The 22,044-nt window shown below is 67.2% G+C and carries 22 protein-coding genes and 1 tRNA gene; 12 read left to right on the forward strand and 11 right to left on the reverse strand.

Annotation, left to right across the window (positions count from 1 at the left end):
* Positions 1-203: 203 nt before the first annotated feature.
* The 3 genes from J2P76_RS06730 to J2P76_RS06740 form a co-directional block, all read right to left on the reverse strand.
* Positions 204-410, reverse strand: a complete 207-nt coding sequence (locus J2P76_RS06730) for a cold-shock protein (protein WP_207405529.1) — start codon at positions 408-410, stop codon at positions 204-206.
* A 246-nt stretch (positions 411-656) separates the two neighbouring features.
* Positions 657-860, reverse strand: coding sequence for a cold-shock protein (locus tag J2P76_RS06735; RefSeq protein ID WP_012249703.1), 204 nt, complete (start codon positions 858-860; stop codon positions 657-659).
* A 271-nt stretch (positions 861-1,131) separates the two neighbouring features.
* The gene (locus tag J2P76_RS06740; protein ID WP_207405531.1) at positions 1,132-1,452 is read right to left on the reverse strand and encodes a hypothetical protein; all 321 of its coding nucleotides are present in this window, start codon (positions 1,450-1,452) and stop codon (positions 1,132-1,134) included.
* A gap of 113 nt (positions 1,453-1,565) precedes the next feature.
* On the opposite strand from J2P76_RS06740, the gene J2P76_RS06745 reads away from it, so the two are divergent.
* The gene (locus tag J2P76_RS06745; RefSeq protein WP_207405533.1) at positions 1,566-1,862 is read left to right on the forward strand and encodes a DUF2513 domain-containing protein; all 297 of its coding nucleotides are present in this window, start codon (positions 1,566-1,568) and stop codon (positions 1,860-1,862) included.
* A gap of 9 nt (positions 1,863-1,871) precedes the next feature.
* On the opposite strand, the gene J2P76_RS06750 is transcribed toward J2P76_RS06745, so the two are convergent.
* Both J2P76_RS06750 and J2P76_RS06755 read right to left on the reverse strand, forming a co-directional pair.
* Positions 1,872-2,141: a hypothetical protein gene (locus tag J2P76_RS06750; RefSeq protein WP_207409138.1), complete on the reverse strand. Its 270-nt coding sequence runs from the start codon at positions 2,139-2,141 to the stop codon at positions 1,872-1,874.
* 95 nt (positions 2,142-2,236) lie between these two features.
* Positions 2,237-2,323, reverse strand: a tRNA-Leu gene (locus J2P76_RS06755).
* Positions 2,324-2,368: 45 nt separating this feature from the next.
* On the opposite strand from J2P76_RS06755, the gene dapC reads away from it, so the two are divergent.
* The 5 genes from dapC to J2P76_RS06780 are packed head-to-tail and all read left to right on the forward strand — an operon-like array spanning position 2,369 to position 8,396.
* The gene (gene dapC / locus J2P76_RS06760; protein WP_207405535.1) at positions 2,369-3,568 is read left to right on the forward strand and encodes a succinyldiaminopimelate transaminase; all 1,200 of its coding nucleotides are present in this window, start codon (positions 2,369-2,371) and stop codon (positions 3,566-3,568) included.
* 27 nt (positions 3,569-3,595) lie between these two features.
* On the forward strand, positions 3,596-4,417 hold the full coding sequence (gene dapD, locus J2P76_RS06765) for a 2,3,4,5-tetrahydropyridine-2,6-dicarboxylate N-succinyltransferase (protein WP_207405537.1): 822 nt from the start codon (positions 3,596-3,598) through the stop codon (positions 4,415-4,417).
* Entirely contained in the window at positions 4,417-5,559 is a 1,143-nt protein-coding gene (gene dapE / locus J2P76_RS06770; protein WP_207405539.1) for a succinyl-diaminopimelate desuccinylase, read from the forward strand. The genes dapD and dapE overlap by 1 nt, the downstream gene beginning before the upstream one ends.
* 6 nt (positions 5,560-5,565) lie before the next feature.
* On the forward strand, positions 5,566-6,474 hold the full coding sequence (prmB, locus tag J2P76_RS06775) for a 50S ribosomal protein L3 N(5)-glutamine methyltransferase (RefSeq protein ID WP_207405541.1): 909 nt from the start codon (positions 5,566-5,568) through the stop codon (positions 6,472-6,474).
* Positions 6,471-8,396 carry an ATP-binding cassette domain-containing protein gene (locus J2P76_RS06780; protein WP_207405543.1) on the forward strand — a complete coding sequence of 642 codons (1,926 nt, stop codon included), beginning with the start codon at positions 6,471-6,473 and terminating at the stop codon, positions 8,394-8,396. Before prmB ends, J2P76_RS06780 begins: the two co-directional genes overlap by 4 nt.
* Before the next feature lie 6 nt (positions 8,397-8,402).
* Here the strand turns inward: J2P76_RS06780 and J2P76_RS06785 are convergent, their stop codons facing one another.
* Positions 8,403-9,305: a LysR family transcriptional regulator gene (locus tag J2P76_RS06785; RefSeq protein ID WP_207405545.1), complete on the reverse strand. Its 903-nt coding sequence runs from the start codon at positions 9,303-9,305 to the stop codon at positions 8,403-8,405.
* Between the two features lie 167 nt (positions 9,306-9,472).
* On the opposite strand from J2P76_RS06785, the gene J2P76_RS06790 reads away from it, so the two are divergent.
* The 3 genes from J2P76_RS06790 to J2P76_RS06800 are packed head-to-tail and all read left to right on the forward strand — an operon-like array spanning position 9,473 to position 11,557.
* Positions 9,473-10,732 carry an aromatic ring-hydroxylating dioxygenase subunit alpha gene (locus tag J2P76_RS06790; RefSeq protein ID WP_207405547.1) on the forward strand — a complete coding sequence of 420 codons (1,260 nt, stop codon included), beginning with the start codon at positions 9,473-9,475 and terminating at the stop codon, positions 10,730-10,732.
* 4 nt (positions 10,733-10,736) lie between these two features.
* Positions 10,737-11,210, forward strand: a complete 474-nt coding sequence (locus J2P76_RS06795; RefSeq protein ID WP_207405549.1) for an aromatic-ring-hydroxylating dioxygenase subunit beta — start codon at positions 10,737-10,739, stop codon at positions 11,208-11,210.
* 32 nt (positions 11,211-11,242) lie between these two features.
* Entirely contained in the window at positions 11,243-11,557 is a 315-nt protein-coding gene (locus J2P76_RS06800) for a non-heme iron oxygenase ferredoxin subunit (RefSeq protein WP_207405551.1), read from the forward strand.
* A 16-nt stretch (positions 11,558-11,573) separates the two neighbouring features.
* On the opposite strand, the gene J2P76_RS06805 is transcribed toward J2P76_RS06800, so the two are convergent.
* Genes J2P76_RS06805 through J2P76_RS06815 form a run of 3 tightly spaced genes read right to left on the reverse strand, consistent with a single transcriptional unit; the run spans position 11,574 to position 15,336 of the window.
* Positions 11,574-11,879, reverse strand: a complete 306-nt coding sequence (locus tag J2P76_RS06805) for a chorismate mutase (protein WP_207405553.1) — start codon at positions 11,877-11,879, stop codon at positions 11,574-11,576.
* A 5-nt stretch (positions 11,880-11,884) separates the two neighbouring features.
* Entirely contained in the window at positions 11,885-14,146 is a 2,262-nt protein-coding gene (locus J2P76_RS06810) for a UvrD-helicase domain-containing protein (protein ID WP_207405555.1), read from the reverse strand.
* A complete protein-coding gene (locus J2P76_RS06815) occupies positions 14,143-15,336 on the reverse strand; it encodes a DesA family fatty acid desaturase (RefSeq protein ID WP_207405558.1) in 1,194 nt (397 codons plus the stop codon). Before J2P76_RS06815 ends, J2P76_RS06810 begins: the two co-directional genes overlap by 4 nt.
* A gap of 185 nt (positions 15,337-15,521) precedes the next feature.
* Between J2P76_RS06815 and J2P76_RS06820 the strand changes: the two genes are divergently transcribed.
* On the forward strand, positions 15,522-15,935 hold the full coding sequence (locus J2P76_RS06820; RefSeq protein WP_242697316.1) for a hypothetical protein: 414 nt from the start codon (positions 15,522-15,524) through the stop codon (positions 15,933-15,935).
* Here the strand turns inward: J2P76_RS06820 and J2P76_RS06825 are convergent.
* Complete coding sequence (locus J2P76_RS06825; protein ID WP_207409140.1) at positions 15,932-17,287, reverse strand: RsmB/NOP family class I SAM-dependent RNA methyltransferase; 1,356 nt, start codon at positions 17,285-17,287, stop codon at positions 15,932-15,934. The genes J2P76_RS06820 and J2P76_RS06825 overlap by 4 nt on opposite strands.
* A gap of 224 nt (positions 17,288-17,511) precedes the next feature.
* Positions 17,512-18,114 carry a phosphoribosylglycinamide formyltransferase gene (gene purN, locus J2P76_RS06830; RefSeq protein WP_242697495.1) on the reverse strand — a complete coding sequence of 201 codons (603 nt, stop codon included), beginning with the start codon at positions 18,112-18,114 and terminating at the stop codon, positions 17,512-17,514.
* 112 nt (positions 18,115-18,226) lie between these two features.
* On the opposite strand from purN, the gene J2P76_RS06835 reads away from it, so the two are divergent.
* On the forward strand, positions 18,227-19,192 hold the full coding sequence (locus tag J2P76_RS06835) for a bifunctional riboflavin kinase/FAD synthetase (protein ID WP_207405562.1): 966 nt from the start codon (positions 18,227-18,229) through the stop codon (positions 19,190-19,192).
* Complete coding sequence (gene ileS / locus J2P76_RS06840; protein ID WP_207405564.1) at positions 19,182-22,043, forward strand: isoleucine--tRNA ligase; 2,862 nt, start codon at positions 19,182-19,184, stop codon at positions 22,041-22,043. The genes J2P76_RS06835 and ileS overlap by 11 nt, the downstream gene beginning before the upstream one ends.
* Position 22,044: the final 1 nt, after the last annotated feature.

A 22,044-nucleotide genomic window follows, 5' to 3' on the forward strand; every position in this document is an offset into this window, starting at 1 on the left:
GATGTACCGCTCGACACGAGCGGGGCGCGGCAATTCTATAGACGCCAGGTGATCAGCCCCCGTTTTTCGTACATAAACTCGCAAATGCGAAATTTTTTTACATGTTGCCGCCTGTTTTGCAGCGCCAGGACGACAAAACGCCCCCGCCGGCACATGGCCGGCGAGGGCGCCACCAAGACGGGACGGCCGGGCTGGCCGGCGCGTCAGGCCGTGACTTTGATGTTCTTGGCGCTGGGGCCCTTGGGACCCTGTCCTACTTCGAACGTCACGCGCTGGTTTTCCTGCAGCGATTTATAGCCTTCGCTGCTGATTTCCGAATAATGCGCGAAAAGATCTTTGCTGCCGTCATCAGGCGTGATGAAGCCGTAGCCCTTTTCGGCGTTGAACCACTTGACGATGCCTGTTGCCATGAATGTGTCCTTCACCTTCGAGTAGCGATTGCTCGCGGGGCGCCAGATGATCAAGGATGGGGACACGCAACTGGGTACCAGTAACGGCGACAGGTGTAACGACCGCGTCGCTTGAAGATCTCGCTTGCCCAGTGTATGGGGGAATCTCGAAAGTCGTCAAACCTTAATAAAACATGCCGCCGGCCCGGGACAGGCGGCGCGGCAATAAAAAAAGCCCCCGAAGGGGCTTTTTCAAAGAGCCAGGGCTTACAGCACCTGGATCTTGGTCGCTTGCGGACCCTTGGGACCATTCGCCGTCACGAAGCTGACGCGCTGATTCTCTTCCAGGGACTTGAAGCCGTTGGCCTGGATTTCCGAGAAGTGCGCGAACAGATCCTTGCCGCCCGCTTCCGGGGTGATGAAGCCGTAGCCTTTTTCCGAGTTGAACCACTTAACAACGCCGGTTTCCATACTGTATTTCCTAGAGATAATGGGCAAAACGCCCGGGGGTCACGAATCAATCAAGGAGGGGACAGTAGAACAATAACTCTGGCCGGAAAAGGCACTGCACTGAACGAAAATCGCAACGCTTGAGATCGTGTGCCGTCACTATCGTTAGGTTCCCCTCACAAGTCAACATAATCCTCAAAAATACGTGCCAATAATGCAACAAAGCGCAACGGCAGCCGGCTGATTCCGGAACTATTCGGGCGCGGCGGGGTCTTGCGCGCGCACGGATCGCTCAGGAATCGAGCGGCAGGCCCAGCAGATCGAGGGCCGCGTTATAGGCGTCGTCGTGGGCGCACAAGAACACGGCCACATCGCCGGGATTGAGGTTTTCCAGCACCTGGTCGACCTGCTCCTGGGCGGTATCGACAGCGTCCACCGCCGTGACATGGATCTCGGCGCCGGCCTCGACCTTTTCGCGCGGCACGATATCGGCGACGGCTTCCAGGTCGGACACGCCGCTGACCACGTAGGCGTCGACGCGCTCGCCGTCCAGCGTGGTTTCCAGGGCGACTCCGCCGGCAATGGCGGCGATTTGGCGGCTGATGATTTCCATGATCGGGGCATCCTTTGGGTGCGCGGGGACGCGACTATAACAGCCCCGGCCCGGCGGCGCAGGCACTGCTGTTATGGTGTGTACTGGCGATATGAAACCGGAGGGCCATAGCCATGCAACGAGATTTTGATCTGGTGGTAACCATACTGGGTGAATTGCGCGACGCCGACACCGCCTCGCTGTCGCGGGCGGACATCGAAGCCGCCGTGCGCGCCAGCATGCCGGATGCGCCGCCGGTGGCCTTGATTGCGCATCACCTGGACATCCTGGCCGACGCCGGCCTGATCGCGCCGGACGGCAGCCCGGCGGGCGCGGCGTGGCGCCTGACCTGGAAAGGCCACGACGCGCTCGACCAGCAGGATGAGGACGAAGACGACGAAGAAGAGGACGAAGACGACGAGGACGATTGAAAACGCGGATCAGGCCTGCCCGGCGGATGCGTGCCGCCGCCGGCGCCACACCTTGCGCGACACCAGGGTGGCGGCGGTGCCGATGACCAGCGAGAACATGAAGGCGGCCACCGCCAGCAAGGCCACGATGTCGCCCAGCCCGGCGCGGGTCGCCAGGTAGCCGACCACGGCCAGCACGGCCAGCGCCAGGGCGGCCACGCCGGCCAGGCTGCGCCCGATGGCGGCGCAGCGGCCCAGCAGTGCTCCGCCCACCAGGGCAACCGCGACAATGGCGGCCATGGCCCAGAAGAGGTTCTCGTAATGTTGCAAGGCGGCCGTCCGCTAGTGTGCGCCGGATGGAGCGCCGCCCGCGCTCAGGCGGGGCGGCAGTGAACTGGTGCGAAGGGCGGGACTCGAACCCGCACACCTGTTACGGCGTCAGGACCTAAACCTGGTGCGTCTACCAATTTCGCCACCTTCGCAAAGCCAAGCCCGGTATTGTAGCTTGCTTGCTAAAATCGTGCGCCATGAACCCGCGTCTTGATGCCCTGCATCCCTATCCCTTCACGAAACTGCGCGCGCTGCTCGAATCGGCCGGCCCCGCGCCGGACGGGCTGGCGCCGATCGATTTGTCGATCGGCGAGCCCAAGCACGCCGCCCCCGCCTGCGTGGCGCAGGCGCTGCGCGGCAATCTCGCGGGCCTGTCGGTGTACCCGGCCACCAAGGGCGAGCCCGCGCTGCGCGCGGCCATTTCGCAGTGGCTGGCGCGGCGCTACAGCATCCCCGCCCCCGATGCCGACACGCAAGTGCTGCCCGTGCTGGGCTCGCGCGAGGCGCTGTTCGCCTTCGCCCAGACCGTTGTCGACTCCAGCGCCGGCCAGCCGCTGGTGGTATGCCCGAATCCGTTCTACCAGATCTATGAAGGCGCGGCGCTGCTGGCCGGCGCCCAGCCCTATTACGTCAACGCCGACCCGGCGCGCAATTTCGGCTGCGACTGGCAGAGCGTGCCCGCCGACGTCTGGCAGCGCACCCAGCTGGTCTTCGTGTGCTCGCCGGGCAATCCGGCCGGCAACGTCATGCCGCTGGACGACTGGCGCGCCCTGTTCGCGCTGTCCGACCGCCACGGCTTCGCCATCGCCTCCGACGAGTGCTATTCCGAGATCTATTTCGACGAAGGCGATGCGCCGCTGGGCGCGCTGCAGGCCGCCCGCCGCCTGGGACGCGACGACTACAGGAACCTGGTGGTGTTCTCCAGCCTGTCCAAACGCTCGAACGTGCCCGGGCTGCGCTCGGGCTTCGTGGCGGGCGACGCCGCCCTGATGGCGCGCTTCCTGCTGTACCGTACGTATCACGGCAGCGCCATGAGCCCCATCGTGTCGGCGGCCAGCATCGCCGCCTGGAACGACGAAGACCACGTGCGCGAGAACCGCGCCCTGTACCGCGAAAAATTCGCCGCGGTCGCGCCGCTGCTGCAGCCCGTGCTCGATGTCGAGTACCCGCAAGCGTCGTTTTACCTGTGGGTGCCCGTGTCCGGCCCGGATACGGCGTTTGCCCGCGATCTCTACGCCCGCACCGGCGTGACCGTCCTGCCCGGCAGTTTCCTGGCGCGCGAAGCGCACGGCGCCAATCCCGGCCAGGGCCGCATCCGTATCGCGCTGGTGGCGCCGCTGGCGCAATGCGTCGAAGCCGCCGGCCGCATTGCCCAGTTTGCCCGCACTACGCTTTGATCAACCTTTTTGAATAGCTGAGCCGTCATGACTCTCGACCTGCAGACCACCATCGAAAACGCCTGGGAAAACCGGGCCAATCTGTCGCCCGTCGACGCTACCGCTGAAGTGCGCGAAGCGGTCGAACAAACCATTGCCGCGCTGGACCTGGGCCGCCTGCGCGTGGCCGAGAAAACCGAGGCCGGCTGGATCGTGCACCAGTGGATCAAGAAGGCCGTGCTGCTGTCGTTCCGCCTGCAGGACAACGCCATCATGGGCCAGGCGCCCTTGCAGTTCTACGACAAGGTGCCCCTGAAGTTCGCCGAGTACGGCGAAACCGCCTTCCAGCACGGCGGCTACCGCGTCGTGCCGCCGGCCGTGGCGCGCCGCGGCGCCTTCATCGCCCGCAACGTGGTGCTGATGCCGTCGTACGTGAACATCGGCGCCTATGTCGACGAAGGCACCATGGTCGACACCTGGGCCACCGTGGGCTCGTGCGCGCAGATCGGCAAGAACGTGCACCTGTCGGGCGGCGTGGGCATCGGCGGCGTGCTCGAGCCGCTGCAGGCCAACCCCACCATCATCGAAGACAACTGCTTCATCGGCGCGCGCTCGGAAGTCGTCGAGGGCGTGGTCGTCGAAGAAAACTCGGTGCTGGCCATGGGCGTGTTCCTGTCGCAAAGCACCAAGATCTACGATCGCGCCACCGGCAAGGTGACCTACGGCCGCGTGCCGTCGGGCTCGGTGGTGGTGCCCGGTTCGCTGCCCTCCGAAGACGGTTCGCACAGCCTGGCCTGCGCCGTGATCGTCAAGCGCGTCGACGCCCAGACACGCGCCAAGACCAGCATCAACGACCTGCTGAGGGCTTGATGACCGCCGACAGCGCCGTACTCGCGCTTGTGCGCGAGCTGATCGCCCGCCCTTCCGTCACGCCCGACGACGTCGATTGCCAGCTGCTGCTGGCGCAGCGCCTCGAGCATGCCGGCTTCCGCTGCGAGACCATCGCGCGCGGCGACGTCACCAACCTGTGGGCCCGGCGCGGCAGCGCCGGCCCGCTGGTGGTGTTTGCCGGCCACACCGACGTGGTGCCGCCCGGCCCGCGCGACAAATGGGACAGCGATCCGTTCGTGCCCACCGAGCGCGACGGCTTCCTGTACGGCCGCGGCGCGGCCGACATGAAGAGCTCCATCGCCGCCTTCGTGGTGGCGGCCGAGGAATTCACCGCGGCCCATCCCGGCCATGAAGGCTCGATCGCCCTGCTCATCACTTCCGACGAAGAAGGCCCGGCGGTCGACGGCACGGTCATCGTCTGCAACGAACTGCAGGCGCGCGGCGAGCAGCTCGACTACTGCATCGTGGGCGAGCCGACCTCGGGCGATGCGCTGGGCGACACCTGCAAGAACGGCCGGCGCGGCTCGCTGTCGGGCCGCCTGACCGTCAAGGGCATCCAGGGCCACGTGGCCTATCCGCACCTGGCGCGCAATCCGGTGCACCAGCTGGCGCCCGCCCTGGCCGAGATGGCCGCCACCGAATGGGACCGCGGCAACGAATACTTCCCGCCCACCACCTTCCAGGTGTCGAACCTGCGGGCCGGCACAGGCGCCACCAACGTGGTGCCGGGCGAGGCCGTGGTGCTGTTCAACTTCCGCTTCTCGACGGCCAGCACGCCCGACGGCCTGAAGCAGCGCGTGCATGCGCTGCTCGACAAGCATGGCCTGGAATACGAGCTGGACTGGGAACTGGGCGGCGAGCCCTTCCTGACCCCGCGCGGCCCGCTGACCGACGCGCTGGTCGACGCCATCCGCACCGAAACCGGCGTGGCGGCGGAGCTCTCGACCACCGGCGGCACTTCCGACGGCCGCTTCATCGCCAAGATCTGTCCGCAGGTCATCGAGTTCGGCCCGTGCAACGCCACCATCCACAAGGTGAACGAGCGCATCGAGCTGGCCTCGCTGGACCCCTTGAAGAACATCTACCGGCGTACTCTCGAAAACCTGTTGTTGCCGCGCTGACCCGCCATGCCTTCATCTTCCCGCTCTGAACTGCAGACGCTGCGCGACCTGATCCGCTATGGCGTGTCGCGCCTGCGCGAGTCCGGCGTCGCACTGGGCCACGGCAGCGACAATGCCTGGGACGAGGCCGTCTACCTGGCGCTGCACGCGCTGCACCTGCCGCTGGACACGCTCGATCCTTTCCTGGACGCCCGCGTCCTGCCGGACGAGCGCGCGCGCGTGCTCGACCTGTTCGACCGGCGCGTGGCCCAGCGCCTGCCGGCCGCCTACCTGACCCAGGAAGCCTGGCTGTGTGGCCACCGCTTTTACGTCGATACGCGCGTCATCGTGCCGCGTTCGCCCATTGCCGAGCTGCTGGAGCAGGGCCTGGCGCCCTGGGTCGAGCCCGAATCGGTGCAGGCGGTGCTGGACATGTGCACGGGCTCTGGCTGCCTGGCTATCCTGGCGGCGCTGGCCTTCCCCGACGCCCGCGTCGATGCGGTGGACGTCTCGCCCGATGCGCTGGACGTGGCGCGCCGCAACGTGGCCGACTACAGCCTGCAAGACCGCCTGGCGCTGCACCGCAGCGACCTTTTCGACCAATTGCCGGCCTGCGCGTATGACGTCATCGTGTGCAATCCGCCCTACGTGAACAGCGCGTCGATGGCGGCCCTGCCCGACGAGTACCGCCATGAGCCCAGCCTGGCGCTGGCCGGGGGCACCGACGGCATGGACCTGGTGCGGCGCATCCTGGCCGCCGCGCCCGGCTACCTGGCCCCCCAGGGCGTGCTGGTTCTGGAAATCGGCCATGAGCGCCCGCACTTCGAGGCGGCCTTTCCGCAGCTGCAGCCTGTGTGGCTGGATACCGAGGCCGCCAGCGACCAGATCCTGCTGCTGGCCCGCGAACAACTGGCCCAGGACCCTACTCTTCCGTGATACGAGCTTCTGGATTGACCCTGCGCCGCGGCACCAAGGTGCTGCTCGACGGCGCGGACTTCGTCGTGCATCCCGGCGAACGCGTCGGCATCGTCGGCAAGAACGGCGCCGGCAAATCGTCGCTGTTCGCCTTGCTGACCGGCGCGCTGGACGTCGACGCCGGCAATATCGACCTGCCGGCCGGCTGGCGCATTGCCAGCGTGCAGCAAGAACTGGCCGCAGACGCACAGCCGGCGCGCGAGTTCGTGATCGATGGCGACACCCATCTGCGGCGACTGCAGGCCCAGCGCGCGGCCCTGCGCGACGACCAGGGCACGCAGATCGCCGAGGCCGAGTCCGCGCTGGTCGAGGCCGGCGCCTGGAGCGCCGCCTCGCGCGCCGAGCAGTTGCTGGCCGGCCTGGGCTTCAAGCCGCACGAATGGATGCAGCCGGTGGCCAGCTTCTCGGGCGGCTGGCGCATGCGCCTGGCGCTTGCCCGCGCGCTGATGGCCCCGTCCGACCTGCTGCTGCTCGACGAGCCCACCAACCACCTCGACCTGGACGCGATGCTGTGGCTGGAAAAATGGCTGGCCGCCTATCCCGGCACGGTGCTGCTGATTTCGCACGACACCGAATTCCTGGATGCCGTGGCGCGCGCCGTCCTGCATTTCGACCACGGCAAGCTGGTGCGGTACCGCGGCGGCTACCAGGATTTCCTGACCCAGCGCGCCGAACGCCTGCGCCAGACCAGCCTGGCGCACGAACGGCAGGCGCGCGAAGCGGCGCGGTTGCAGGGCTTCATCGACCGCTTCAAGGCCAAGGCCAGCAAGGCCAAGCAGGCACAAAGCCGGGTCAAGGCGCTGGCGCGCATGGAAGCCCTGGCGCCGCTGCACGCCGAAGCCGGCATCGACATCCGCATTCCGTCGCCCGACCATATGCCCGATCCGCTGCTGGCGCTGGAACACCTGTCGGCCGGCTATACCGACGCGGCCGGCCAGGACGTGCCCATTCTGCGCGATGTGACGCTGATGGTGCGCGCGGGCAGCCGGATCGGCGTGTTGGGCGCCAACGGCGCCGGCAAGAGCACGCTGATCAAGACCCTGGCCGAAGAACTGCCGGCGCAGGCGGGCGAACGGCGCGCCTCGCGCGGCCTGGCCATCGGCTACTTCCACCAGCACCAGCTCGACATGCTGGACCTGGACGCCACGCCCCTGGCCCACCTGGCGCGCCTGGCGCCCGATGCGCGCGAACAGGAACTGCGCAATTACCTGGGGGGCTTCGGTTTTTCGGGCGACGCCGCCACCGGCCTGGTGGGGCCGATGTCGGGCGGCGAGAAGGCCCGCCTGGCGCTGGCGCTGATCGTATGGCAAAAACCCAACCTGCTGCTGCTGGACGAGCCCAGCAACCACCTTGACGTCGAAACTCGCGAGGCGCTGGCCGCGGCCCTGGCGGAATTTTCCGGCAGCATGCTGCTGGTGTCGCACGACCGCCATCTGCTGCGCACCACCGTCGACAGTTTCTGGGTGGTGGCCGACGGCGCCGTGCACGAGTTCGACGGCGACCTGGAAGACTACCGGGACTGGCTGGCGGCGCGCAATGCCGAAGAAAAGGCGGCCGATGCCGCCGCCCGCGACCCCGCAAGCGCGGCCGAGGCGGTCAACCGCAAGGCGCAACGGCGGCTCGAGGCCGAACAGCGCCAGCGCCTGGCCACCCTGCGTAAGCCGTTGGAAACTGAACTGGCCAAGGTCGAGTCCGGCATGGAAAAAACCCGCGCCACCCTGCAGAAGCTGGACGACATCATCGCCGACGCCGACCTGTATTCCGATGCGCGCCGCGCCGAACGCCAGCAGGTCATGGCCGAGCACGGCGAACTGGGCAAGCGCATGCAGTCGCTCGAAGAGCGCTGGCTGGAACTGCAGGAAGCGCTGGAAAACATCCAGTAGGTTCGCTTACTCCCCGAACACTTCGACGATCATCTGGCGCAGCCACTGGTTGGCGGCCTCGCGGTGGCTGCGCGCATGCCAGAACACATTGATGACCGATTCGGGAATCTTCACCGGACAGGCCGCGGCCATGAGGCCGAACGGTTCGCAGACACAGTCGGCGAACCGTTGCGGCACCACGGCGATCATGTCGGTGCTTTGCAGCACCGGCCCCACCGCCATGAAATGCGGAACGGTCAGCCGTACGCGGCGGGCGATGGCCGCACGCTGCATGATCTCGTCCACCACGCCGTGGCCCGTGCCTTCGGCCAGAATGGCCACGTGCTCGGCCGCCCGGAACTGGCGCAATGACACGGCGCCGCGCGCCAGCGGATGGCCGCGCCGGAACAGGCAGACATAGGGCTGGCGGAACAGCCGGCGCTGGAAGAATCCGCCCTTGAGCGCCGGCAGGAAGCCCATGGCCAGGTCGATGCGGCCGCGCTCCATCTCGTCTTTCACATCCAGCGAAGTAGTGCGCGCCGTGCGGATGGTGACGCCGGGCGCGAGCTCGGCCAGATGGCGCATCAGGCGGGGCAGGAAGTAGGTTTCGCCCACGTCGCTGACGCCGATGACAAAGCCGCGCCGGCTGCTGGCCGGATCGAAGGCGGCACGCGCGTTGAGGGTATCGCGGATGGCGTCGAGCGCGCCTGCCAGGGGGTCGGCCAGCGCATCCGCATAGGGCGTGGGCACCATGCCGCGCGATGTGCGCAGGAACAGCTCGTCGCCCAGCAGGCGGCGCAGCCGGTTCAGCGCGTTGCTGACTCCGGGCTGCGATACCCCCAGGCTGGCCGCGGCGCCCGAGACACTGCCCTGCTTGAGCAATTCGTCGAAAACCACCAGCAGGTTCAAGTCGACGTCTTTCAGGTTCATGCCTGTCTCCACCATTATTGATTTTGGTGATTTTGCCTATTCATTGAATTCTATTTATTAATTCGGCGGCGCGCACGATGATGGCGGCAAAACACCATGAAACGGAGAGACATCATGCCCGCCCGCGCCTTGCCGCCCATCGCCCCGACCTGTTGCCGGAGCACCCCATGAACCCGAGCGCGCCGCCCGAGGCCCGCGTGGCCTGGCCGGACAACGGTTCCAGCCGGATCCCGTTCGGCGTTTATACCGATGCGTCCCTGCATGCGCGCGAAATGCAGCGCTTTTTCTACCAGGGGCACTGGAACTATGTCGGCCTCGAGGCCGAGATCCCCCGGCCCGGCGACTTCAAGCGCACCGCCATCGGCGAACGGTCGGTCATCCTGGTGCGCGACGCGGACGGCGCGGTGCGCGTGCTGGAGAACCTGTGCGCCCATCGGGGCGTGCAATTCTGCCGCGAGCGGGCCGGCCACCGCAGCGAGTTCGTGTGTCCGTACCACCAATGGAACTACGACCTGCAGGGCCGGCTGATCGGCGTGCCGCTGCGGCGCGGCGTCAAGCAGGACGGGCGGGTCAACGGCGGCATGCCGCCGGATTTCGATCCGGCCGAGCACGGCCTGAACCAGCTGGCCGTGGCCTGCCGGCACGGCGTGGTGTTCGCCTCGTTTGACCACCAGGTCGAGCCGCTGGAAGCGTTCCTGGGCCCGGACATCCTGCATTATTTCGACCGCGTGTTCGACGGCCGCGAACTGGTGGTGCACGGCTACAGCCGCCAGCGCATCGGCGGCAACTGGAAGCTGATGCAGGAGAACATCAAAGACCCCTACCATCCCGGGCTGCTGCATACCTGGTTCGTCACGTTCGGCCTGTGGCGCGCCGACAACCGGGCGCAGCTGAAAATGGATTCGCACTTCCGCCACGCCGCCATGATCTCCACCCGCGGCCAGGGCGGCCAGAAAAGCTCGGTGACGCAGGGCGTGGCCAGTTTCAAAGAGCAGATGCAGCTGCACGACGACCGGTTCCTGGACATCGTGCCCGAACCCTGGTGGAACGGCCCCACGGCAGTATTGATGACGCTGTTTCCCAGCCTGATCATCCAGCAGCAGGTGAACTCGCTGTCGACGCGCCACATCCAGCCGGTGGGCCACGATGCCTTCGATTTTGTCTGGACCCATTTCGGCTTTGCCGACGACACGCCCGAGATGACGCGCCGCCGGCTGCGCCAGGCCAATCTGTTCGGCCCGGCCGGGTTCGTGTCGGCCGACGACGGCGAGGTCATCGAACTGTCGCAGGCGGGATTCGGGCAAAGGCCCCGGCACCGCGCGCTGGCCGAACTGGGCGGGCGTACGGTGGAAAATACCGAACATATGGTGACCGAGACGCTGATACGCGGCATGTACGCGTACTGGCGGCGCGTCATGGAGGCCTGACGGCATGGTCGACTTCCAGACTTACCAGGCGCTGCTGCGCCTTTACACCGATTACGCCGCCGCGCTGGATGCCGGTCAATGGCAGCAATGGCCGGAATTCTTCACAGACGCATGCTCGTACCGCATCGTGCCGCGCGAAAACCACGAGCGCGGCTTCCCGCTGGCCACCCTGGCTTTTGAAAGCAAGGGCATGCTGCAGGACCGGGTCTACGCCATCAGCGAGACGATTTTCCACGACCCGTACTACCAGCGCCATGTCATCGGTGCCCCCCGCATCTTATCGGCCAACGGCGAGCAGATCGAATCCGAGGCCAGCTATGCGGTGTTTCGCACCAAGCCCAGCCAGCCCACCACGGTGTTCAATGTGGGACGCTACCTGGACGTCATCCAGCACACGCCGCAGGGCCTGAAGTTCGCATCGCGGCAATGCATCTTCGACAGCGAGCTGATTCCCAATTCATTGATTTATCCGCTATAGGGCCGAACCATGCCGCACGCGAGGACACACCCATGACGACTGCCTGCTGGACCGAGGCCTTGCCGCACAGCGAACTTGCTGCCGACGATGTCACGCCCTGCGAGGCCGGCGGCCGCGAACTGGCCCTGTATGCCGTGGGCGACGCCGTGTATGCCACCGACAACCTCTGTACCCACGGCCTGGCCCGGCTGTGCGACGGTTTCCTGGAGGGCCATGAGATCGAATGCCCTCTGCATCAGGGACGTTTCGATGTGCGCGACGGCAAGGCGCTGTGCGCGCCGTTGAAGCAGGATATCCGCAGCTATCCGGTAAAGATCGAGAACGGGACGGTCTACGTGCAGCTGTGAAAACGCCGCGCGCGGATCAGGAATAAGGCCGTTCGCGCCGCAGGCGCTGATGGTCGACCACCGTATCGATGATGGCCCGCAGGATCGTGACCGCCAGGTCGGGCGGCACGCCCGCATCGATGGCCAGGTGGCGGATGCGGTCGAGCTGCTGCGCGGCCCGCTGGGGGTCGGCCGGGTCCAGGCCGCTGGCCTGTTTCAGTTCGCCGATCATGTCGGTGCAGCGAAAGCGCACGCCGAGCAGCAGCATGATCTGCTGGTCGATTTCATCGATTTCGGCGCGCAGCGCCGCCAGTTCGGATTGTGTCGCCTCGCTGCTGCTCATGGTGTTCATTCCTGGATGATGTCCAGCTTGGCAATGCCCAGCGCCAGTGTCTTGGCGCCGACGTCGCGAAACTGGATCTGCGCCTGGGCGTCCTGGCCGGATCCGCTCAAGCCGATGATGGTGCCGTCGCCGAACCTGGCATGCCGCACACCCTGGCCGATACGATACTGCCGATCGCCCACCATGACACCGCTGGTAACGCCGCGCGGCACCCGCGGCGCGATGATGCCGGTGGGCCGGCGTCCGAAGGCGTCGCCCCGCCCGCTCCAGGCGGCCGACTCGCCGAAGCCCGCATGCGCGTGGGCGGCGCCCGCCCGCGGAGTCAGCCATTTCAGGTGCTGCTCGGGAATTTCATCGAGAAAGCGCGAGCGCATGGCATAGCGCGTCTGGCCATGCAGCATGCGGCTTTGCGCCAGGCTGAGATACAGGCGCTGGCGCGCCCGCGTGATCGCCACATACATCAGGCGCCGTTCTTCTTCCAGGCCGGAAGGTTCGAGGATGCTGTTTTCATGGGGAAACAGGCCTTCTTCCAGCCCCGTGATGAACACGGCATCGAACTCCAGCCCCTTGGCCGCGTGCACCGTCATCAGCTGGACGGCGTCCTGGCCGGCCTGGGCCTGGTTGTCGCCGGCCTCGAGCGCGGCATGCGCCAGGAAAGCCGCCAGCGGCGTCAGGCCGTCGGGCGGCACGTCGGCGCCCAGGTCGGGCACCTGCCCGGCGGGCAGGCCATCGAAGTTTTCTTCCGAGGCGAACACCGCCGCGGCGGTGATGAGCTCGTTGAGGTTTTCCAGGCGTTCGGCGCCTTCGCGTTCGGTCTTGTAGTGAGCCACCAGGCCGCTGGCCTCGAGCATGTGCTCGACCAGTTCGGGCAGGGGCAGCTCGCGCGTGTCGTGGGCCATGCGGCCGATCAGCTGGGCGAACTGGGCCAGATTGGCGCCGCCCTTGCCCGCCACGCGCGCCACGGCGCCGGCCAGGCTGGTGTCTTGCGCACGGGCCGCGTCGGTAAGCTGTTCGAGCGTGCGCGCGCCGATGCCGCGCGTGGGGAAATTCACCACCCGCATCCAGGACGTATCGTCGTCGGGGTTGGCCATCAGGCGCAGATACGCCAGCGCGTGCTTGATTTCCTGGCGTTCGAAAAAGCGCAGCCCGCCGTACACCTTGTAGGGAATGCCGGCCGAAAACAGCGCATGCTCGAGCACGCGCGACTGGGCGTTGCTGCGGTACAGCACGGCAATCTCGCGGCGCAGGCTGCCTTCGTTGATCAGCGAGCGCACCTCGTCGACCAGCCATTGCGCCTCGATGCCGTCGGAAGGCTGCTCGATGACGCGCACGGGCTCGCCTTCGCCCTGTTCGGTCCAGAGGTTCTTGCCCAGCCGCCCGCTGTTGTGGCCGATGAGCGCGTTGGCCGAATCCAGGATGTGGCCGTACGACCGATAGTTCTGCTCGAGCCGGATGACCGTGCCGCGCGCATATTCGCGCTCGAAATCGGCCATATTGCCGACATTGGCGCCACGGAACGCATAGATGGACTGATCGTCGTCGCCCACCGCGAAGATGGACGCCCCGCCGCCGGCCAGCAGCCTCAGCCATTTGTACTGCAGGGTGTTGGTGTCCTGGAACTCGTCGACCAGGATATGCCGGAAGCGCCGCTGGTAGTGTTCGCGCACCGGCGCGTTGCGCGTCAGCAGCTCGTGCGCGCGCAGCAGCAGTTCGGCGAAATCGACCACGCCTTCGCGCTGGCACTGGGCCTCGTACAGCTGGTAGATCTCGACCAGGCGGCGGCGGTGGCTGTCGTGGACTTCGACGTCGCCGGGACGCAGGCCGTCTTCCTTGGCGCCGTTGATGAACCGCTGCACATCGCGCGGCGGGTATTTTTCATCGTCGATGCCGTTGGCCTTGAGCAGGCGCTTGATGGCGGCCAGCTGGTCGGTGGTGTCGAGAATCTGGAAGGTTTGCGGCAGGCCCGCGTCGCGGTGATGGGCGCGCAGCATGCGGTTGCACAACCCGTGAAACGTGCCGATCCAGAGGCCGCGCGTATCGATGGGCAGCATGGCCGACATGCGCGCCAGCATCTCGCGCGCCGCCTTGTTGGTGAAGGTGACTGCCAACAGCCCAAATGGACTGGCCTGGCCGGTTTGAATCAGCCAGGCCATGCGGGTGGTGAGAACCCGGGTCTTGCCGCTGCCCGCCCCGGCCAGGACCAGGGCATGCTGCGGTTCGAGCGTTACAGCGGCGCGTTGTTCAGGGTTGAGCTGCTCTAGCATCATGCCGCGTAGCGGCTCAGGCGAAGGGCGAACTGTTCGAGCCCGGCGATGCCGCTTTGCTGGGCGCGCTGGCACCAGGCCTGCAGGTCATGCAGCAGCTGCTCGCTGCTGGCGCTGGAGCTTTCCCACAGGCGGCCCAGTTCGCGGCGCATCTGCACCAGCGTGGACAGCGACTGGTTCTGCGCGATGGCCTGGTCGACCTCGGCGCGCTGCTCGGGCTGCAGGACATCTTCGTTGCTGTGCAGCCAGCGGCGCACGCGCTGCAGGCGCGACACGGCATCGCCCTGTGCGGGCTTGAGCTTGTCGAGTTCTTCGCGCACGGTCGTCTTGACGATGTCGGCGTAGCGGGCCATGACTTCGTAGCGGTGCGTGATGACGCCCTGCAGGGTGCGCAGATCGATGGCCTTGGCGCTGGATTCGAGCTTGAGCTTGGGCGCGACCTTCTTGATCTTGGCCAGGCCGAAGAACTTCAGCACGCTGATGTAGCACCAGCCGATGTCGAATTCGTACCACTTGGCCGAGAACTTGGCCGAGGTGCCATGGGCATGGTGGTTGTTGTGCAGCTCTTCGCCGCCGATGACGATGCCCCACGGGAACACGTTGGTGCTGGTATCGGGGCTGTTGTAGTTGCGGTAGCCCCAGTAGTGGCCGATGCCGTTGACCACGCCGGCCGCCCAGAACGGGATCCAGGCCATCTGCACGGCCCACACGGTGAGGCCGATGGCGCCGAACAGGGCGACGTCGATGGCCAGCATGATCATCACGCCCATCAGGCTGTGCTTGGAATACAGGTTGCGCTCGAGCCAGTCGTCGGGGGTGCCGTGGCCGAACTTGGCCATGGTTTCCTTGTTGGCCGATTCAAGGCGGTACAGCTCGGCGCCGCGGAACAGCACTTTCCAGATGCCGAACAGCATGGGCGAATGGGGGTCGCCCTCTTTTTCGCACTTGGCGTGGTGCTTGCGGTGGATGGCAACCCATTCCTTCGTGACCATGCCCGTGGTCATCCAGAGCCAGAACCGGAAGAAATGCATGACTGCCGGATGCAGGTCCAGCCCACGGTGCGCTTGGCTGCGGTGCAGGAAGACCGTGACCGACACGATGGTGACGTGCGTCAGCGCCAGCGTGTACAGGACGATCTGCCACCAGGTAGCCTGGGTAAAGCCCCCGGAAAGGAAGGAGAGGAATTGATCCATATAGCTTTTTGCGAGCCTCGCTTGAAGAATGGCAGGCAGTTTAGCCTACCTGGTTTGCTTATGACAGCTTGTTTGCAAAATAGTTTTCAATGACAAATCAAGGACTAAGCCCGCATATCGACACGTTTTGGCTGGCAGAATGTGGCCTTTTCCTGACTTGTTACCCCAGTAGGGGCACCGTACCCATGATACTGCCGCAGGTCGGCCGAGCAATCTGGCCCCTTTTTTTCTCATGTCTGGGCGTTACAGCCGCGGCGGCGGCCGATATCTCGGCGCAGACTGCCGTCGGGCAGGACGTGCTGCTGGCCAGCTATTACGAAATCCGCCCGGCGGACTGCCTGGCGCTGCGGCCGCCGCGCGTGCAGATCACCACCCCGCCGCGCCTGGGCAAGGCGACTGTCGTACATATCCAACAGCAACCCGTGCAGGCGGGCGGACGCTGCGCGACGATGGCCGTGCCGGTGGCCCAGGTACGCTACCGGGCGCGCCAGCCCGGCACGGACACCCTGGCCTGGCAGGTGCGCTACCAGACGCGCGGCGCCGCCCTGCAGCAGGTCAGCGCCGACGTGCGGGTGCTGCCGGCCCGCCCTGCCCGCTAGGACTGCGCCAGTTCGTCCGGCTGGCCGGCGGCCGCGCCGTCCGCCGGGGCCGCCTCTGCAACCTCGGCCGGCTCGGGCGCTCCGGCCGCTGCCGCCGCGCCGGCGGTTTCGCCGGCCGGCCTGGCGGCGTTCTTCTTGCGCTCGAACACCGCCGCGAAGAAACCGTCGGTGCCGTGCACGTCGGGACGCAGCTGCACGTAAGGCCCTTCCAGCTGCAGGTCCGGGCACCGGCTTTCGAGCAAGGCGGCGCCGTCGATCAATTCGAAATCGGGATGCGTGGCCAGGAACTGCTCGGCCTGCGCCGCGTTTTCTTCGTCCAGCAGGCTGCAGGTGGCATAGACCAGCCGCCCGCCCGGCGCCACGCAGCGCGCGGCGCTGTTCAGGATGCGCGCCTGCAGAGCGCACAATTCGGCCAGGGCCTCGGGATGCTGGCGCCATTTCAGGTCGGGATTGCGGCGCAGCGTGCCGATACCGCTGCACGGCGCATCGACCAGCACGCGCTGGGCCTTGCCGGCCAGCCGCTTGACCCGCGTGTCGTTCTCGCCGTCGATGGCCACCGGCACCACATTGGACAGGCCGCTGCGCGCAAAGCGCGGCTTGGCCCGGGCCAGGCGGGCGGCCGAGACGTCGAAGGCGTACAGGCGCCCGGTGGAGCGCATCAGCGCCCCCAGCAGCAGGGACTTGCCGCCCGCGCCGGCGCAGAAGTCGATGATCATTTCACCGCGCCGCGGCCCCACCAGCAGCGCCAGCAGCTGGCTGCCTTCGTCCTGCACTTCGAGGCTGCCGTTTTCGAACTGCGGCCAACGGTTGACCGCCGGACGGCCCGCCAGCCGGATGCCCCACGGGGAATGCGGGGTGGGCTGGGGATCGAAGCGCGCCGCCGGACTGTCGACCAGGGCTGCCAGCGCGGCATCGCGCTCGGCCTTGAGCGGGTTGACCCGCAAATCCAGCGGCGCGGGCCGGTTCAATGCCGCCATCAGCGCGTCCGGGTCATCCAGGCGCCCCAGGCGCTCGTCCAGCCAGTCCGGCATGCTGGCGCGCACCGCGCGCGGCAGCGTGGCCGGGTCGATGCGGCCGACGCGCTGCAGCCATTCGTCTTCGGCGGGGTCCAGCCCGTCGCGCAGGGCGGCGGCGCCCAGCGTCGCCGCCAGGCCCAGAATGGCCAGGCGCCGCGACGCCGCCCCGCTGCCGCTTTCGGACAGCTGCCGGTAGCGGCGCAGGTGCCGCAGTACGTCGTAGACGGCCTCGGCGACTTCGCCCCGGTCGCGGCCACCCAGGGCCGGATGGGCACGCAGCCAGTGCGACAGCGCGGCATCGGCGGGATAGCGCCACTGCAGGATTTCGCCCAGCACGCGCTGGACCTGGTCGATGCGGATGACCGCCGGCGGCGTGCGCGGCTGCGTGGCCGGCCTGCCGGCCGGCGCGCGGCGGGAATCGCCCCGCGCATCGGGCCGCCGCGCGGCGGGCGAACCGGCGCTGCGCGGCCGGGAAGTGGAATTCTTGCTCATGATGTTTCCAATCGAAGCCGGGGCATCCGCCCCGGCCAGTCAGACTACCGAAGGTGCGGCGGGCGGCCTCAGGCCGCACCGCCCCCCATGAACAGGCGCTGCGGCTCGCCCTGGACTTCGACGCGCTGGTCGGGCGTCAGGCGCACCCGCCCTTCGGCCAGCCAGCGCACCGCCGCGGGATAGGCCTGGTGTTCGACCTGCAGCACGCGTTCGGCCAGGGTTTCAGGCGTGTCGCCCCCCAGGACCGGCACGCAGCCTTGCGCGATGATAGGCCCGTGGTCGAGCACGGGGGTGACGAAATGCACGGTGCAGCCATGCAGGCGCACGCCGGTGGCCAGCGCCTGGGCATGCGTGTGCAGGCCCGGGAACATGGGCAACAGCGACGGATGGATATTCACCAGCCGGCCGGCGTAGTGGTTGACGAAGGCCGGCGTCAGCACGCGCATGAACCCGGCCAGCAGCACGTAATCGGGCCGGTACTGGTCGATTTCGCCGGCCAGCGCCGTGTCAAAGGCCTCGCGGCTGGGGAAATCTTTGTGGTACAGCGCCCCGGTGGCGATGCCCTGCTCGCGCGCCCACTGCAGCCCGGCCGCGTCGGGCCGGCTGGAAATGACCGCGCAGACCTCGGCGGGCCAGGCCTGGCCGCGGCAAGCCCGCACCAGGGCCTGCATATTGCTGCCCCGGCCCGATATCAGGATGACCAGGCGGCACGAAGAGGGAGGAGATTCGGGCAAGATGAGATATTCCAAAGGCGAGCCAACCCAAAATTGTAAACTCTCGGTCGTGAAAACCTCGCTGCACCTCTACCGATCCGCGCCGCCACCCGGGCGGCGCATGCCCTGCGCGCTGACCATCGGCAATTTCGATGGGGTCCACCGCGGCCACCAGGCCATCCTGGCCCGCGTACGGCAAGCCGCCCGCGAGCGCGGCCTGCTGCCCACCGTCATGACCTTCGAGCCGCACCCGCGCGAATACTTCGCCACCCTGAACCAGCGGCCCGAACTGGCGCCCACGCGCATTTCGGGCCTGCGCGACAAGCTCGAGGCGCTGGCCTGCCAGGGCATGTCCCAGGTGGTGATCGAGCGCTTCAATGCGCGCCTGGCCGACATGTCGGCCAACGCCTTCATCGAAGACCTGCTGGTGGCCGGCCTGCAGACGCGCTGGCTGCTGGTGGGCGAAGATTTCCGGTTCGGCCGCAAACGCAGCGGCGACATCGACCTGCTGCGCGAAGCCGGCATGGTGCACGGCTTCGAGGTGCAGACCCTGGCCGACATCACCGATCGCCACGGCCACCGGGTGTCGAGCTCGGAAGTGCGCACCGCGCTGGCGGTGGGCGACCTGGCGCGGGCGCAGGACTTGCTGGGCCGCCCGTTCCAGATCAGCGGCCACGTCATCCATGGCCAGAAACTGGGCCGCGCGCTGGGTTTTCCCACGCTGAACCTGCGGGTGGCGCCGCGCTGCGCCGCCCGTTCCGGTATCTATGTGGTGCGGACCCACGGCCTGGACGCGCAGCCGCGCCCGGCGGTGGCCAGCCTGGGCGTGCGCCCCACCATCGAAGACCACGGACGCGTGCTGCTCGAGGCCCACGTGCTCGACGGGCCCGTCGACGCATACGGTAAACTCGTGCGAGTCGAGTTCCTGCACAAACTGCGGGACGAAGAAAAGTTTCCCGATCTCCCATCCCTGACTGCCGCCATCGCCGAAGACGCGCGAAACGCGCGCGCCTATTTTGCCGTTCATGGACTATAAAAAAACCCTCAACCTGCCCGATACCTCTTTCCCCATGCGGGGCGACCTCGCCAGGCGCGAACCCGCCTGGGTTGCCCAATGGGAAGAAAACCACGTGTATCAGGCCATCCGCGCGGCCAGCCGCGGGCGGCCGCGCTTCGTGCTGCACGACGGGCCACCGTATGCCAACGGCGACATCCATATCGGCCATGCGGTCAACAAGATCCTGAAAGACATCATCGTCAAGAGCCGCAACATGGCCGGCTACGACGCGCACTATGTGCCGGGCTGGGACTGCCACGGCATGCCGATCGAGATCCAGATCGAGAAAAAATTCGGCAAGCACTTGCCCGTGACCGAAGTGCAGGCCAAGGCGCGCGCCTACGCGCTGGAACAGATCGACCGGCAACGCAAAGACTTCAAGCGCCTGGGCGTACTGGGCGAATGGGACCGCCCCTACCTGACCATGAACTTCAGCAATGAAGCCAATGAGATCCGGGCGCTGGGCGGCATCCTGCAAAAGGGCTATGTATTCCGCGGCCTGAAGCCGGTGAACTGGTGTTTCGACTGCGGCTCGGCGCTGGCCGAAGCCGAGGTGGAATACGCCGACCGCGTCGACCCGGCCGTGGACGTGGCATTCCCGTTCGCCGACAAGGCGGGCCTGGCGGCCGCCTTCGGCCTGGACGCGGTCGATGACGGCGCGGTGGTCATCTGGACCACCACGCCCTGGACCATCCCGGCCAACCAGGCGCTGAACGTGCACCCCGAACTGGAATACGCGCTGGTGCGCGTGACGCCGGCGCCGGCCCATGGCCCCCTGCTGCTGCTGGCGCGCGAGCGCGTCGAGGCCTGCCTGAAGGCCTGGGGCCTGGAAGGCGAGATCATCGCCACCGCCCCCGGCGCCGCGCTGTCCGGCCTGCGCTTCCATCATCCGCTGGCCGCCGCCGATGCCGGCTATGCCCGCACCTCGCCGATATACCTGGGCGATTACGTGACGCTGGACGCCGGCACCGGCGTGGTGCATTCGGCCCCCGCCTACGGTATTGAAGACTTCGTGTCGTGCAAGGCGCACGGGCTGGTCGACGACGACATCCTGAATCCCGTGCTGGGCGACGGCAAGTACGCCGACAGCCTGCCGCTGTTCGGCGGGCTGTCGATCTGGGACGCCAACCCGCGCATCGTCGAAGCCCTGAAGGCGGCCGGCTCGCTGATGGACGTGCAAAAGCTGTCGCACAGCTACATGCACTGCTGGCGCCACAAGACGCCGGTCATCTATCGCGCCACCAGTCAGTGGTTCGCCGGCATGGACGTCGAGCCGGCCGATGGCGGTCCCACGCTGCGCGAAAGCGCCCTGGCCGGCATCGACGCCACCGCGTTCTACCCGTCGTGGGGCCGGGCGCGCCTGCATGCCATGATCGCCAACCGGCCCGACTGGACCCTGTCGCGCCAGCGCCAGTGGGGCGTGCCGATGGCCTTCTTCGTGCACAAAGAAACCGGCGCGCTGCATCCGCGCACCGCCGAATTGCTCGAACAGGTGGCCCAGCGCGTTGAACAGCACGGCATCGAGGCCTGGCAATCGCTCGACCCGCGCGAGCTCCTGGGCGACGAAGCCGACCAATACGAAAAGAACCGCGACACGCTCGACGTCTGGTTCGACTCGGGCACCACGCACGCCACCGTGCTGGGCGGCAAAGACCAGGCGCTGGGCGGCTCGCACGGCGCCGAACTGGCCTGGCCGGCCGACCTGTACCTGGAAGGCTCGGACCAGCACCGCGGCTGGTTCCACTCATCGCTGCTGACCGGCTGCATGCTGTACGGCCAGCCTCCGTACAAGGCGCTGCTGACGCACGGCTTCGTGGTCGACGGCCAGGGCCGCAAGATGAGCAAATCGGTGGGCAACGTGATCGCCCCGCAGAAAGTGTCCGATTCGCTGGGCGCGGAAATCCTGCGCCTGTGGGTGGCGTCCACCGATTATTCGGGCGAGCTGTCGATCTCCGACGAAATCCTCAAGCGGGTGGTCGAAGGCTACCGGCGCATCCGCAACACGCTGCGCTTCCTGCTGGCCAACCTGGCCGACTTCGACGCGGTCAACCAGGCGGTGCCCTACGGCGAGCTGTTTGAAATCGACCGCTACGCGCTGACCATGACCGCGCAGATGCAGGCCGAAGTGCTGGCCCACTACGAACGCTACGACTTCCACCCCGCCGTGTCGCGCCTGCAGACCTTCTGCTCTGAAGACCTGGGCGCGTTCTACCTGGATATCCTCAAAGACCGCCTGTACACCACTGCCGCCGGCAGCCTGGCGCGGCGCTCGGCCCAGACCGCCCTGCTCGACATCACCCAGGCGCTGCTCAAGCTGATGGCGCCAGTGCTGTCGTTCACCGCCGAAGAAGCCTGGCAGGTGCTGGCGGGCTCGGCCCTGCAGCACCAGGCCGACGTCTCGCGCGCCACGATATTCACCGAGGTCTATCACGCCCTGCCGCCCTATGCCGATGCCGACGCGCTGGCCGCCAAATGGGCGCGCCTGCGCGCCATCCGCGCCGAGGTGCAGCGCAAGCTCGAAGAAGTGCGCACGGCGGGCGGCATCGGTTCGTCGCTGCAGGCGGAAGTCGACCTGTACGCCGGCGGCGACGACCGCGCGCTGCTGGCCAGCCTGGGCGACGACCTGCGCTTCGTGCTGATCGTCTCGCGCGCCACCGTCCACCAGGGCGAAGGCGAGCTGCGGGTCGAGATCGCGCCGTCGGCGCACAAGAAGTGCGAACGCTGCTGGCACTGGCGCCTGGACGTGGGCAGCGACCCCGACCACCCCGAGATCTGCGGCCGCTGCGCAGCCAACCTGTTCGGCTCCGGCGAACCGCGCGACAAGGCCTGAC

This window comes from Bordetella petrii (assembly GCF_017356245.1).
Taxonomy (GTDB): domain Bacteria; phylum Pseudomonadota; class Gammaproteobacteria; order Burkholderiales; family Burkholderiaceae_B; genus Bordetella_A; species Bordetella_A petrii_D.

What these genes read in the sequence shown, in the direction of transcription:
- J2P76_RS06730 (WP_207405529.1), bottom strand. Translation starts at nt 410, where the DNA reads ATGGCAACAGGCATCGTCAAGTGGTTCAACGCCGAAAAGGGCTACGGC.
- J2P76_RS06735 (WP_012249703.1), bottom strand. Translation starts at nt 860, where the DNA reads ATGGAAACCGGCGTTGTTAAGTGGTTCAACTCGGAAAAAGGCTACGGC.
- J2P76_RS06740 (WP_207405531.1), bottom strand. Translation starts at nt 1,452, where the DNA reads ATGGAAATCATCAGCCGCCAAATCGCCGCCATTGCCGGCGGAGTCGCC.
- J2P76_RS06745 (WP_207405533.1), top strand. Translation starts at nt 1,566, where the DNA reads ATGCAACGAGATTTTGATCTGGTGGTAACCATACTGGGTGAATTGCGC.
- J2P76_RS06750 (WP_207409138.1), bottom strand. Translation starts at nt 2,141, where the DNA reads ATGGCCGCCATTGTCGCGGTTGCCCTGGTGGGCGGAGCACTGCTGGGC.
- dapC (WP_207405535.1), top strand. Translation starts at nt 2,369, where the DNA reads ATGAACCCGCGTCTTGATGCCCTGCATCCCTATCCCTTCACGAAACTG.
- dapD (WP_207405537.1), top strand. Translation starts at nt 3,596, where the DNA reads ATGACTCTCGACCTGCAGACCACCATCGAAAACGCCTGGGAAAACCGG.
- dapE (WP_207405539.1), top strand. Translation starts at nt 4,417, where the DNA reads ATGACCGCCGACAGCGCCGTACTCGCGCTTGTGCGCGAGCTGATCGCC.
- prmB (WP_207405541.1), top strand. Translation starts at nt 5,566, where the DNA reads ATGCCTTCATCTTCCCGCTCTGAACTGCAGACGCTGCGCGACCTGATC.
- J2P76_RS06785 (WP_207405545.1), bottom strand. Translation starts at nt 9,305, where the DNA reads ATGAACCTGAAAGACGTCGACTTGAACCTGCTGGTGGTTTTCGACGAA.
- J2P76_RS06790 (WP_207405547.1), top strand. Translation starts at nt 9,473, where the DNA reads ATGAACCCGAGCGCGCCGCCCGAGGCCCGCGTGGCCTGGCCGGACAAC.
- J2P76_RS06795 (WP_207405549.1), top strand. Translation starts at nt 10,737, where the DNA reads ATGGTCGACTTCCAGACTTACCAGGCGCTGCTGCGCCTTTACACCGAT.
- J2P76_RS06800 (WP_207405551.1), top strand. Translation starts at nt 11,243, where the DNA reads ATGACGACTGCCTGCTGGACCGAGGCCTTGCCGCACAGCGAACTTGCT.
- J2P76_RS06805 (WP_207405553.1), bottom strand. Translation starts at nt 11,879, where the DNA reads ATGAGCAGCAGCGAGGCGACACAATCCGAACTGGCGGCGCTGCGCGCC.
- J2P76_RS06810 (WP_207405555.1), bottom strand. Translation starts at nt 14,146, where the DNA reads ATGATGCTAGAGCAGCTCAACCCTGAACAACGCGCCGCTGTAACGCTC.
- J2P76_RS06815 (WP_207405558.1), bottom strand. Translation starts at nt 15,336, where the DNA reads ATGGATCAATTCCTCTCCTTCCTTTCCGGGGGCTTTACCCAGGCTACC.
- J2P76_RS06820 (WP_242697316.1), top strand. Translation starts at nt 15,522, where the DNA reads ATGATACTGCCGCAGGTCGGCCGAGCAATCTGGCCCCTTTTTTTCTCA.
- purN (WP_242697495.1), bottom strand. Translation starts at nt 18,114, where the DNA reads ATGCAGGCCCTGGTGCGGGCTTGCCGCGGCCAGGCCTGGCCCGCCGAG.
- ileS (WP_207405564.1), top strand. Translation starts at nt 19,182, where the DNA reads ATGGACTATAAAAAAACCCTCAACCTGCCCGATACCTCTTTCCCCATG.